Raw genomic sequence first — 12,103 nt, 5'->3', positions numbered from 1 at the left:
GCCCTCACACCGAGGACTTTGCTGCTCCGCCGGCGCAGGGCCGCCGGGTGAGCCGCTTTGCGGGTTGCAGACTGAAGCGCTCGCGGACTCTCCCGATACGATGACCGCTCCCGAACGCACCCCGCACCGACCCCCGGAGGCACCGTGGATTCTCTGACCCTGCAGGTCCTCGTCACCATCCTCGTCGGCATCGCCTACGCGGTGGGCCTCACCGGGATCGTCGTCCCCGTGATCCCCGGCTCCATCACGATCCTCATCGCCTCGCTGGTCTGGGCGATCGTGCTCGGCGGCTGGGCCTGGCTCGGGTTCGGCCTCATCGCGCTCTTCTGCGCCGCAGGCATGACCTGCAGCTACGTCATGACCGGGCGCAAGCTCCGCCAGGCAGAGGTGCCGTACTGGCCGATCGTCATCGGCATCGTCGCCGCGATCATCGGCTTCTTCGCGATCCCCGTGATCGGCCTGCCCATCGGATTCGTCGCCGGGCTCTTCGGCGCCGAGTGGTACCGCCGCAAGGATCCGAAGCTTGCCTGGGACTCCTCGTGGGTGGCGATCAAGGCGCTCGGCATCGGCATCTGCCTGGAGCTGCTGTGCGGCTTCCTGTCGCTGCTCACCTTCGGCATCTTCACGGCGCTGCACTTCTTCGCGCTGTGACGGGCACCGAGGGACGGGCCGCGAGCACGGTCGACCCCCGCGCCATGATGGACCTCGAGCTGTGAAGGGCTCCGGACTGTGACGGGCCCCGGGGGACGGGACGCGCCGAGCGCCCTGAACGCCCCTGCCGTCTCCTCGCGCGACGCGCCGCGCTTCGGCAGCGATGCGCGCAAGCGGGCCCTCGCCGCCGCGTTCGAGAGCCAGGGCGCCGACTATGACCGGCTGCGCCCCGGGTATCCGGATGCTCTCCTCGACGCGCTGCTCGCCGCCGCGCCCGCAGGCGCTCGCGATGCGGTGGATCTCGGTGCGGGCACGGGGAAGCTCTCCTGGCAGCTCGCGCGGAGGGGACTGCGCGTCGTAGCCGTCGACCCGTCTGCTTCGATGCTCGAGACCGCCCTGGCCGTTGGCGCTGAGCAGGGCAGGGCGGGAGGCGGCTCCCCCTCGGAGGGTGCGGAAGCAGGGGAGGGTTCCTGGTCCGTCTCGGCGGGAGGGAGCGTGACCGCGCACATCGGGACGGCGGAGGCGACGGGCCTGGGGGAGTCCTCGGCCGATCTGATCACCGTGGCGCAGGCGTGGCACTGGTTCGATGCCGAGGCGGCCGCGCAGGAGTGCCTGCGGATCCTCCGGCCGGGTGGAGTGCTGGCCCTGCTGTGGAACAGCCTCGACGTGCAGGTCCCGTGGGTTCATCGCCTCTCGAGGATCATGCATGCGGGCGACGTGCACCGCGAGGACTTCGAGCCGCCGATGCCTCCGGTCTTCGCCCTGGAGAGCACGCAGTCCCTGCGCTGGGAGGATCCGATGCCGACCCCCGACCTCATCGATCTCGCCCGCACGCGCAGCTACGTCATCACCGCGGCCGAGGAGCAGCGCCGCCGAGTGCTCGCGAACCTCGACTGGTACCTGCACGAGCACCTCGGGCACGCCCCGGGCAGCGTCGTCGGCGTGCCGTACCGGACGGAGCTGTTCCTCTATCGCGCCGCTGGCTGATCAGCCCTGCGTCCCGCTGGCTGATCAGCCCTGCGCGCCGCCGCCGTCCGAGACCGATCCGGAGTCTGCGGTGATCGCCATGTCGCCGACCCGCCACTGCGTGCCATCCCAGACCATGACCATCTGCATCTCGCCGGCGAATCCGGGGACGTCCACTCCCTCCCGGGTGGGGTCATCGATGATGACCGCCGGATCCTGCGTGACCTGCAGGGTGACGGTGCCGCTCGCCGGGGGCTCGCCCGTGCCCTCGAACGTCGTTCCCGTGACGGTGAAGACGCCGCCTGACTGGTATCCGGCCTGGGAGTGCAGCTGGGTGGCGTTGCTGAGGAAGCTCTGGCACACCTGGCATCCGCCGTCGATGACGGCGCCCCAGGCCTGCATGTCCCCGATCGCCATCATGTACGCGTAGGACTCCAGCGTGTAGCGAGCCGTAGCCTGGGCGCCGTCGGCCGACTGCTCCGTGAGGCCGGCGGGGAGCGCAGGCGCCGTGGTCGGCGAGGGCGAAGGCTGGGACGCGGGGTCGACCGCAGGGCGCGTGTCCGCAGGGGCGGTCGCAGCAGGGACGTCCCCTTCCCCAGGACCGAACGCCTGTAGGAGCCCGACGGCACCCAGCGGCAGCACCAGGACCAGTGCGACCACGAGGATCACGACCTTCTGCATGCGGGAGTTCATCGGGCCAGCCTACGGAGTGTTCCTGCGCTGACAGGCGGATGTCGGGCGCGGGTGCAGGTCGGGATCGCTGGGGAATGGAAGCGGGTCGACAATGCGCGAGTCCCGCACCCCCTCGGGGGTGCGGGACTCGTCGGAGTGCGACGTCTCGCTGGAGATCAGCGCTCCCACACGTTCGTGCCCCAGGGGGAGATCGTCGTGATGCGGTACTCAGGGTTGGAGATCTGGCCGGCGGGGGCGTAGTGCGGAGGATAGAAGAGCTGGTACTCGATGGCACCGTCGCCTGGCGAGCAGGTCGGATTGATCATGGTGACCTGCCACGTGAATCGAGTGCGGCCGTTCGGACCGACCGATTTCACACCCACGTACTGGTTGTCGAGGGATCCGGACTGAGGCTGGAAGCCACCGTGACTCGTGACCTCGTAGTTCTCTCCGCGATCAGGCTCCTGGGTGATCATGTAGACCCAAGCGTTGCCCTCCGGAGGACGCCCGGGGAGGTCGTTGTATGTCTTGGGCGTATCGGAGCAGGTGTCGTCCCCGCCGATGTTGTCCACGATCACCGTGACGACGTCGCCCATGACGCTGCAATCGGTGTTGCACTTGGTGTAATCCGAGGGGTAAGGGGTGACGGCGTTGGCGACCGGCGTCGCGAGCTCTTTCGAGGTGTGGTCGCCCACCGGAGGGGCATTGCTCCCGCCGACTGTCCGCCCCCGCGAGTAGGCTCCGAGTCCGGCGGGAAGCGCCCTTCCCGCCCTGCTCCATCGAAGGATCCTCGTGACGCTGCTCCGCCTCTCCCTGCGCGCACTCCGGCCGTACTGGCCCTGGGTGCTCGTCGTCATCGTCTTCCAGCTGATCGGCGTGCTGGCCTCGCTGTATCTGCCCACGCTCAACGCCGACATCATCGACGAGGGCGTCGCCCAGGGCGACGTCCCCGTGATCTGGCGCCTCGGCGGCTGGATGCTGCTGGTCACCCTCGCGAACATCCTCGCGGTGATCGTCGCGAACTTCGCCGCTGCGCGCGCCGCGATGCAGGTGGGGCGCGACCTGCGCAGCCGCGTGTTCGACCAGGTCGCCACCTACTCGGCGCAGGAGGTCGGCCGCTTCGGTGCGCCCTCCCTCATCACCCGCTCGACGAACGACGTCCAGCAGGTCCAGATGCTCGTCTTCTTCACGATGCAGTTCCTCGTGCAGGCGCCGATCACGGGCATCGGCGGCATCGTCCTGGCGCTGCGCGAAGAGGCCGGGCTCGCCTGGCTGATCGCGGTCATGGTGCCGCTGATGCTCCTGGCCGTGGGCCTGATCATCTGGAAGGCGGCGCCGCTGTTCCGCGTCATGCAGGAGCGCATCGATGCGATCAACCTCGTTCTGCGCGAACAGATCACCGGCATCCGCGTGCTGCGCGCCTTCACCCGCGAAGACTTCGAGCGCGAGCGCTACGAGCACGCCAATGAGCTCCTGACCGACACGAACAGGCGCGTCGGCCTGCTGATGATCCTCATCAACCCCATCATCATGTTCCTGCTCAACGTCTCGAGCGTGCTCGTGCTGTGGTTCGCCGCGCCCCGCGTCGATGCAGGCCAGATGCAGATCGGCTCGATCACCGCGTTCATCGCCTATCTGATCCAGATCCTGATCGCGGTCATGATGGCCACCTTCATGACGATGATGATCCCGCGCGCCATGGTCAGCTCCGAGCGCATCGACGAGGTGCTCAGCACCGAATCCTCCGTCGTCCCGCCCGCACGGCCCGTCACGGCGGTCGACGTGCACGGGCAGCTCGCCTTCGAGGACGTCTCCTTCACCTACCCCGGGGCCGATTCGCCGGTGCTGGAGGGCATCACCTTCGACGCCCGCGCCGGGCAGACCGTCGCGATCATCGGCGGCACGGGCGCGGGCAAGTCCACGCTGCTGAACCTCGTGCCCCGGCTCATGGATGCCACCGCGGGCCGCGTGGTGCTGGACGGCCACGACGTCCGCGATCTGGATCCCCAGCTGCTGTGGCAGGGCATCGGCCTCGTGCCGCAGAAGCCCTACCTGTTCTCCGGCACGATCGCCTCGAACCTGCGCTTCGGCCGGCCCGATGCCACCGACGAGGAGCTGTGGCACGCGCTCACCGTCGCGCAGGGACGCGACTTCGTCGCCGCGATGCCCGACGGGCTCGACTCGGCGATCGCCCAGGGCGGCACGAACGTGTCCGGCGGTCAGCGCCAGCGGCTGTGCATCGCCCGCGCGCTCGTCGCCCGCCCCGAGATCTACCTTTTCGACGACTCCTTCAGCGCGCTCGACCTCACGACCGACGCGAAGCTGCGCGCCGCCCTGAAGCCGGAGACGCGCGATGCGCTCGTGCTCATCGTCGCCCAGCGCGTCTCGACCATCACGAGCGCGGATCTGATCCTGGTCATGGATCACGGGCGCGTCGTCGCCTCCGGCACCCACGCACAGCTGCTTGAGAGCAGCGAGACATATCGAGAGATCGTCCGTTCGCAGGGCGCAGAGGAGGTGGCGGCATGAGCCGACAGGACCAGGCCGAGAACACCGAGCTGGACGATCAGTCCGCGACTTCCTCACCGGCCGTCGTCGGCGACGAGGCAGCAGAGGCCGCGGAGATCGCCGCGGAGAAGGACGCCGGGCGCGGTCTGCGCCCCGGCCAGAGCGCGAAGAGCTTCGGCCCCTCCGCCCGCAGGCTGATCGCCCAGATGGCCCCGGAGCGCGCGTATGTGATCTGGGGTCTGCTCCTCGGCGTGATCAGCGTGGGCTTGTCGGTCGTCGGCCCGAAGGTGCTGGGCTGGGCGACGGACATCGTGTTCTCCGGCGTCATCTCCCGCCAGCTCCCCGCTGGGACCACCAAGGAGCAGGCGATCGCGCAGCTGCGCGCGGCGGGCAACGACACCTTCGCCGACATGCTCACCGGAATGGATGTCACCCCCGGCCAGGGCATCGACTTCGCCGAGCTGCACCGGGTGCTGCTCCTGATGGTCGGGCTCTACGTGGTCGCCTCCCTGTTCCAGTGGCTGCAGGGGCTGATGCTCAACCGGATCATCTTCAAGATGGTGTACCGCCTGCGACGGGACGTCGAGGAGAAGCTGCACCGCCTGCCGCTGGGCTACTTCGACGGCCAGCGGCGCGGCGACATCCTCTCCCGCGTCACCAACGACATCGACAACATCCAGAACACCCTGATCAACACGCTGACAGGCCTGGTGAACTCGATCCTGATGCTCATCGGCGTCGTGATCATGATGTTCACGATCTCGTGGAAGCTCACCCTCATCACGCTCGCGATCATCCCGGTCGCCTTCGCCGTCACCGCGATCGTCGGCACCCGCTCGCAGAAGCTGTTCCAGCAGCAGTGGGATGCGACCGGAAAGGTCAACGCCGAGGTTGAGGAGGCCTTCAGCGGCCATGAGCTGATCACCGTCTTCGGCCGCCGCGCCGAGAGCTCCGCGCTCTTCGAGGAGCGCAATGCCGAGATGTACCGGGCGAGCTTCGGGGCGCAGTTCGTCTCCTCGCTGATCATGCCGCTGATGATGTTCGTCGGGAACCTGAGCTACGTCGGCATCGCGATCGTCGGCGGGCTGCAGGTCGTCTCCGGCAGCATCACGCTCGGCTCCGTGCAGGCGTTCATCCAGTACAACCGCCAGTTCACCCAGCCCCTCAGCCAGGTCGCCTCCATGGCCACGATGCTGCAGTCCAGTGTTGCGAGCGCAGAGCGGGTCTTCGAGCTGCTGGACGCCGAGGAGCAGGAGCCCGAGACGGCCGACTCCGTCACGCGCGCTGCTGCCGAGCGCATCCGCCAGGGCCGCGTGGAGTTCGACCACGTGCGCTTCTCCTACAGCCCGGATCGGGAGCTGATCCGCGATCTCTCGCTGGTCGCCGAGCCCGGCCAGACCGTCGCGATCGTCGGGCCGACGGGCGCCGGCAAGACCACCCTGGTCAACCTCATCATGCGGTTCTACGAGATCGACGGCGGGCGCATCACGCTGGACGGCGTGGACATCCGCGACCTCACCCGGCGCCAGCTGCGCGAGCGCACCGGGATGGTCCTCCAGGACACGTGGCTGTTCAACGGCACGATCATGGAGAACATCCGCTACGGGCGCCTCGATGCGAGCGACGAGGAGGTCATCGAGGCGGCGAAGGCGACGCACGTCGACGACTTCGTCGCGCACCTCCCGGAGGGCTACGAGACGGTGCTCGATTCGGACGCCTCGAACGTCTCCGCCGGTGAGAAGCAGCTGCTGACCATCGCCCGTGCGTTCCTCGCCCGGCCGAGCCTGCTGATCCTGGACGAGGCGACCTCGAGCGTGGACACCCGCACCGAGGTGCTCGTGCAGCGCGCGATGAACCTCCTGCGCGAGGGCCGCACCTCCTTCGTCATCGCGCACCGCCTCTCCACGATCCGCGACGCCGATCTGATCCTGGTGATGGAGGACGGCGACATCGTCGAGCAGGGCAGCCATGAAGACCTCATCGCGTCGGGCGGCGCGTATGCCCGTCTCTACCGCTCGCAGTTCGAGGGCGGTGCGGCGGAGCCTGCCGAGAGCGAGGAGCAGGAGGCTGTGGCCGGCGCCTGAGCCGCAGAACGGCTCGTCACGCTCAGGCGGGGGAGCTCCCTGGTGCCGCATCGGGGCTGGGTCCATCGCTCTCAGCGCTGCCGGTGATGTCGGCGATGACTGCGGCCGCCCCGGCCGCAGTGCCGACGACGGCAGCGGCTGCCGTGGCTTCGGCGGCGCCGACCCCTGCCGTTGCCGCGACTCCAGCGGCTCCCGCGGCGCCGACGGCGATGCCGATGGCGAGGAGACGATCGGCGAAGGCGGGCTGGGAGAGCCCGGTCCCGCCTGTCTTGGTGCGAAGGCGCCGGAGGTGCACCTTCAGCGTGCCCTCCGAGATCGACAGCATCTCGGCGAGAGCGGTGCGCGTGAAGGAGGGATCTGCGGCGATGATCTCGGCGATCTCGCGCTCACGCGCGGAGAGCGGTGCGCTCAATCCGCTGAGCTCCGCGTCGGGGTCGACGACGGGAAGAGCGCCGATGCTCTGGAACTCCTCCGGCCCCTGCGTGACGAACTGGTTCAGAGCGGAGTGCGCGATGCCGTCCGTCGTCATCAGCTGGATGTTCTCGCGCTCGAGCTCCTCGCGGAGGTGAGTGGGCACGCTGCCGACGACGGTGACGAGCAGCCCGCGGCGGCGCGCCCGGAACGCTCCGGCGAAGGCCTCCGGGTCGCCCTTCCACGCGGCGAAGAGAGCAGTGTGATGCAGGTGCGCAGGGCCGAGCTCCGCTTCGGAGGCCAGCGCGTGGACCTGGACACCATGGGGGTTCAGGATGTGCGCGATCGCCGAGCGGTCCAGCTCGCTCGCGCCGATGAGGAAGACCTTCAACGGCTCAGTCGGCTGAGCGGCCTGCGCTGGCTCAGTTCGGGGGCCACCGAGATCGGACATAGGCGTCATCCTACGAGACCGGACTCGCCGATCATCAGTCCGCATCCGCGCAGCGCAGCGGAACGCTCCGCCCGGGTGCTCGCCTCCCACCCCGACTCCTGGAGGATGCGCCGCGCGGTCTGCAGCTGGGTCCTCACCGTGGTGACAGAGGTGGCGAACATGCGCGCGAGGTCCTGCGCGGAGGGGGACTGCGTGCTGGCGTAGAGGCAGGCGACCTGCAGCACCCGATCGGAGAGGATCGGCTCGACCTCGCAGATGCGGGGCAGCGGGGGCGGATCCGCCGCGACGTTGCGCAGGGTGGTCAGTGCTGCCTCTAGCCCATCGCTCTCGCTGATCAGCGCAGCGGCGCCGGCGTCGAGCATGCGCTTGCGCGCAGCTGAGGTCGCATCGCCGGGCAGGATGAGCGCGACCACGCAGTCGAGGCGGCGCAGGGCGCGCACCTTCAGCAGTGCGGGCCACATGTCGCAGAAGTCGGCCCGGAGGACGACCAGGTCGGAGCCGTAGCCCCAGTCGTGGAAGGCGAGCCAGTCGGAGGAGGAGACGCCGAGGCGCAGCTCTGGAGCCGCGGCCAGCATGGTCGACGCTGCGGCCTCGCGGAGCGCGATGTTCGGGTCGCAGATGTGCAGATATCGCACGGTCGTCTCCTAGAAGGGCTGGGCAGGGGAACAGCAACGGGGTGCATCAGGGGTCGACCTGAAAGTCGATCGGAGCCTGCTCCGGCTGGGTATGTTCGTGCATCTTCGCATCGTCGTGGCCGCGCTTTGAAAGGTGTCCATGTAACGACATCGGATCCATCTCGGGTTGTACTCCGGTCGCAGTCTGTTCGCTAGATGTACTGACCGGGCACGTTGATCAATCGCGAGGAGGGCGGCTGGTTGCCGCAGGCGGTATGCGGACGGTGTTCGTTGTACTGGTGCAGCCAGTCCGGCAGGGCGTCACGTCGTTCTTGCTCGCTGGTGTAACAGCGGGCGTACGCCCACCCGTCGGCCATGGTCCGGTGGAAGCGCTCCACTTTTCCGTTGGTCTGCGGCCGGTACGGACGGGTCCGCTTCGGGGTGATCGATAGGGCCTCGCAGGTGTCGCGCCACAGGTGTGACCGGTATGCCCCGCCATTGTCAGACAGCACCCGTTCGATGGTGACGCCGCGGTCTGCGAACCACTCGACCGCCCGGTGCAGGACGGCGACGGCGGTGATGGCGGTCTCGTCGTCGTGGACCTCGGTGTACGCGACGCGGGAGTGGTCGTCAATGACGGTGTGCACGAACGCGGACCCAAGCTTTGGGTTGTGCCATTTGCTCTTCGGCTTCCCGGGCGTGGCGGCGCGGTTGCGTTCGCCGTGGAGTCGGCCGACAAAGCGCCAGCCGCCGCCGTCGGGGATGTTCCCGAGCTTCTTCACGTCCACGTGCACCAGCGAGCCGGGATGGGGGTGTTCGTACCGGCGGATCGGCTCGCCGGTGGCACGGTCGGCGTAGGACAGCCGGTTGAGGCGTGCCGTCGTGAGGATTCGGTGCACCGTCGATGGTGCGATGCCGAGTCGAGCGGCGAGCTGAACTGGGCCTTCGCGCAACCGCATTCGCAGGCTGACGCACCGCTTGGTCACCGTCTTCGGGGTCTTGTTCGGCGACACCCTCGGGCGCGAAGACCGGTCTTCCATGGACTCGTCGGCGAGGTAGCGGTCGACCCACCGCTTCACCGTCGGCCAGGACACCTGGAACCGAGCGGCCACCTCGCTGATCGGCCACCCATCCTCGACGACGAGGCGAGCGACCTTCAGCCGGTGGCGGGGTGTCAGGGCGGCGTTCTTGTGGCTCATGGGGGCTTTCGGAACGGGATGAAGGGGGTCAGCGGCAGTGGCTGACCCCCTTCATCGGTGACGAGGAACTCAGGAGGCGAGAGCGGCGGCGGCGATCGCGTTGGCCAGATCCTCGGGGCGGCTCCACATCGGCCAGTGACCAGTGGGCAGGTCGATGATCTGGACGTCGATCAGGTCGTTGACGGCGGCGAACATGGGGTGTCGTGCCTGGGCCAGCTCAAGGACCTGGCTGGACGGTAGGGAGCAGCAGATCAGGGTGGTCGGCACGCTGTGGCGCAGATCACTGGTCAGGGAGACGGTGGCGCGGGCGACACCTGCAGGCTCGGGAACAGCGCGGGCGCGGAAGGTCTTGAGCTGACCATCGCTGAGCCCTTCGAGGCTGGCCTGCTGACCGAGCGTGTCAAAGTCAGGCAGCGGGAGCTCCTCGATGTCCTGCGGGAGCTCCGGCGCGAAGGCTCCTCCGTCTGGCATGGGCCCGGAATCTACCCAGATGACCCGGCGGAGCAGCTGCGGGATCCTGTCTGCGACGGTGCTCACCGCGGCGTTGGCACCGCTGTGCCCTACGAGAACGACGTCGCCGCCGGCCTGTTCGACGAGGGCCTGGAGGGCGTCGGCCTGGTCCTGCAGAGTGGTGTTCTTCCGGTCGGGATCCTGCTCGTCGAGGCCCGGCGGAGTGACGGCCTCGACGTCGAGCCCTTGCTCCTTCAGAGCGGGCACTACGTCATCCCAGGCCCAGGCGCCCAGCCAGTAGCCGGGAACGAGGATGACGCGTGGTTGGTCCATTGCTTTCGATGTCATGTGCTCGATGCTGGCAGGGCTCTTGGACAACGGAGTGGCACTATTTGTGACATGAATATGGCGATGGTTTCCTGATGAAGCGTTCGGAACGCCTCCACGCACTGTCGGAGGCGCTCAGGCGCGGCGGGAAGCGTGGGAGGAGTGCTGAGGGGCTGGCCCGTGAGTTCGGGGTGTCTGTCCGGACGATCAAACGAGACTTGAGGGCACTCGAAGCTTCCGGGGTACCGCTATGGTCCCGCCCTGGTCCAGGCGGCGGGTACGGGATCGTAGAAGGTGGCTCCCTGCCGCCGGTCGCATTGTCCCCGGCTCAGGCCTTGGCACTGCTGGCAGCGGTCAAGGCCGCACCCGATGCGCCGTACTCTGATCTCGCCGCAGCCGCCGTCCGCAAGATCGTGGATGTCCTCGACCCGCGCACTCGGGAGCAAGTAAGCGAGCTCGCGCAGCGCGTCTGGGTCGACTCGCCCCCCAGCACCTCTCGGTCCGTCCGCTCGGCCTGCGAACAGGCCATGACAGATCAACGAGTGCTGCGCATCGACTTCGTCTCCGCCGCGGGCGAGCACACCCGTCGCGACGTCGAGCCCATTCTGTTCGCCGGCACCCATGGTAGCTGGTACCTCATCGGGTGGTGTCGACTGCGCGGCGCTGTGCGGTGGTTCTCTCTCGACCGCATTCGCAAGGCTACGCTCACGCGCCATCCGTGCTCGGGCCACACCGCCGACGAGATCGGCACACCCCCGGACACCGCCGCCAGCGTCACCTTGGACTGAACTCGATCGGGTCGATCAACGTCCCCGGTCAGTACAGCTAGAAGACTCGAGGTCGCGAGCGCCGCATGCTTCCACATGCTGAATACGTCCGACCTCTGACAACGCCCCGAACGCCATGCGGCGTCCGGGGCGTCGAGTGCCTCAGCATTCGATGAGCGGTCCGCTCAGGCGCTCCACCCGTAGGAGGTCGCGCGCCGCGGCATGCAGCCGCCGTCGGCCTCGAACGTCGCCGAGAAGGTGAGGCAGCAAGGGGTCGCGGGCCCGCCGGCGAGGGAGACGGGCGTCGTGCCGTTCACCGGGATGATCGAGTACGGGACCGCGATCCGTACCGGGTTCGAGACCGGGTTCCGCTCGGGGAAGCAGCCGCCGGTGGAGACGTCGTAGGGCATCTCGGTGGCGATCGTGATGTCCATGCTGAGGCCGGCGCCCGCCGTCTGCGGGGAGCAGCGGTACGGCGTGTTGGAGACGACGGCGCCCGCGTAGGACGTCCCCTCGGCGTTGGTCACCGCCTTCTGGAACATCGGGGACGGCACAGTCGCGACCGAGCAGTCCGACGTTCCGAACCAGCCCGGCAGTGCATAGAAGCCGGTGATCCTGCGGCCGGTCGTCGTCACGTAGGTGCGGGCGCTGGGGATGTTCCAGATGCCCATGGAGATGCCGAGCTTCGCGCCCGAGGCGACGTTCCGGTCGGGGATCAGGTTCTGCGTGATCGCGGGGCGGGTCGAGCCGCCCTGCAGCTGGATGATTTTCGCGAGCTGGTCGCATGTGCGCACCACGACGTCGCTGGAGGCGGCGAAGGCGGGAGCCGCGACGGCCGCGGCGGCCGCGGCGGCCGCGGGCAGGGTCCAGGCGGCGCCGCGGGCGAGAGTGCGACGGGACAGGTCAGACATGGATTCTCCTCGAGGCAGGCACGAGAAGGCGGTACGCCCAGTCGGCGCGGCATCGTCGATGCCGCAAGTGCCTGTTACTCAAGGGTAAATAC

The 12,103-nt window shown here is 68.5% G+C and carries 12 protein-coding genes; 5 read left to right on the top strand and 7 right to left on the bottom strand.

The window, feature by feature from the left end; all coding sequences use genetic code 11:
* Positions 1 to 144: 144 nt before the first annotated feature.
* A complete protein-coding gene (locus Bequi_RS06800) occupies positions 145 to 651 on the top strand; it encodes a DUF456 domain-containing protein (protein ID WP_249737190.1) in 507 nt (168 codons plus the stop codon).
* A gap of 78 nt (positions 652 to 729) precedes the next feature.
* Positions 730 to 1,638 carry a class I SAM-dependent methyltransferase gene (locus Bequi_RS06795; RefSeq protein WP_249737189.1) on the top strand — a complete coding sequence of 303 codons (909 nt, stop codon included), beginning with the start codon at positions 730 to 732 and terminating at the stop codon, positions 1,636 to 1,638.
* Positions 1,639 to 1,662: 24 nt separating this feature from the next.
* Here the strand turns inward: Bequi_RS06795 and Bequi_RS06790 are convergent, their stop codons facing one another.
* Positions 1,663 to 2,310, bottom strand: coding sequence for a DUF6318 family protein (locus Bequi_RS06790; RefSeq protein ID WP_249737188.1), 648 nt, complete (start codon positions 2,308 to 2,310; stop codon positions 1,663 to 1,665).
* Positions 2,311 to 2,465: 155 nt separating this feature from the next.
* Positions 2,466 to 2,984 carry a hypothetical protein gene (locus Bequi_RS06785; protein ID WP_249737187.1) on the bottom strand — a complete coding sequence of 173 codons (519 nt, stop codon included), beginning with the start codon at positions 2,982 to 2,984 and terminating at the stop codon, positions 2,466 to 2,468.
* A gap of 97 nt (positions 2,985 to 3,081) precedes the next feature.
* Between Bequi_RS06785 and Bequi_RS06780 the strand changes: the two genes are divergently transcribed.
* Positions 3,082 to 4,818: an ABC transporter ATP-binding protein gene (locus Bequi_RS06780; protein ID WP_249737186.1), complete on the top strand. Its 1,737-nt coding sequence runs from the start codon at positions 3,082 to 3,084 to the stop codon at positions 4,816 to 4,818.
* Positions 4,815 to 6,881 carry an ABC transporter ATP-binding protein gene (locus tag Bequi_RS06775; protein ID WP_249737185.1) on the top strand — a complete coding sequence of 689 codons (2,067 nt, stop codon included), beginning with the start codon at positions 4,815 to 4,817 and terminating at the stop codon, positions 6,879 to 6,881. The genes Bequi_RS06780 and Bequi_RS06775 overlap by 4 nt, the downstream gene beginning before the upstream one ends.
* Positions 6,882 to 6,903: 22 nt before the next feature.
* Here the strand turns inward: Bequi_RS06775 and Bequi_RS06770 are convergent, their stop codons facing one another.
* The 4 genes from Bequi_RS06770 to Bequi_RS06755 all read right to left on the bottom strand — a co-directional run bounded on the left by Bequi_RS06770 (position 6,904) and on the right by Bequi_RS06755 (position 10,354).
* Positions 6,904 to 7,743, bottom strand: coding sequence for a LuxR C-terminal-related transcriptional regulator (locus Bequi_RS06770; RefSeq protein ID WP_249737184.1), 840 nt, complete (start codon positions 7,741 to 7,743; stop codon positions 6,904 to 6,906).
* A 5-nt stretch (positions 7,744 to 7,748) separates the two neighbouring features.
* Entirely contained in the window at positions 7,749 to 8,378 is a 630-nt protein-coding gene (locus Bequi_RS06765) for a hypothetical protein (protein WP_249737183.1), read from the bottom strand.
* Positions 8,379 to 8,569: 191 nt separating this feature from the next.
* The gene (locus tag Bequi_RS06760) at positions 8,570 to 9,556 is read right to left on the bottom strand and encodes an IS481 family transposase (protein ID WP_249737182.1); all 987 of its coding nucleotides are present in this window, start codon (positions 9,554 to 9,556) and stop codon (positions 8,570 to 8,572) included.
* Between the two features lie 69 nt (positions 9,557 to 9,625).
* Positions 9,626 to 10,354, bottom strand: a complete 729-nt coding sequence (locus Bequi_RS06755; protein ID WP_249737181.1) for an alpha/beta fold hydrolase — start codon at positions 10,352 to 10,354, stop codon at positions 9,626 to 9,628.
* 74 nt (positions 10,355 to 10,428) lie between these two features.
* Here Bequi_RS06755 and Bequi_RS06750 point away from each other — a divergent pair, with 74 nt between their 5' ends.
* On the top strand, positions 10,429 to 11,121 hold the full coding sequence (locus Bequi_RS06750) for a helix-turn-helix transcriptional regulator (protein WP_249737180.1): 693 nt from the start codon (positions 10,429 to 10,431) through the stop codon (positions 11,119 to 11,121).
* Positions 11,122 to 11,285: 164 nt separating this feature from the next.
* Here Bequi_RS06750 and Bequi_RS06745 read toward each other — a convergent pair whose 3' ends face one another.
* Positions 11,286 to 12,011 carry a hypothetical protein gene (locus Bequi_RS06745; protein ID WP_249737179.1) on the bottom strand — a complete coding sequence of 242 codons (726 nt, stop codon included), beginning with the start codon at positions 12,009 to 12,011 and terminating at the stop codon, positions 11,286 to 11,288.
* Positions 12,012 to 12,103: the final 92 nt, after the last annotated feature.

The sequence above is a fragment of the Brachybacterium equifaecis genome (assembly GCF_023509525.1).
Taxonomy (GTDB): Bacteria; Actinomycetota; Actinomycetes; order Actinomycetales; family Dermabacteraceae; genus Brachybacterium; species Brachybacterium equifaecis.
This window is presented reverse-complemented; position numbering and strand designations above follow the sequence as displayed.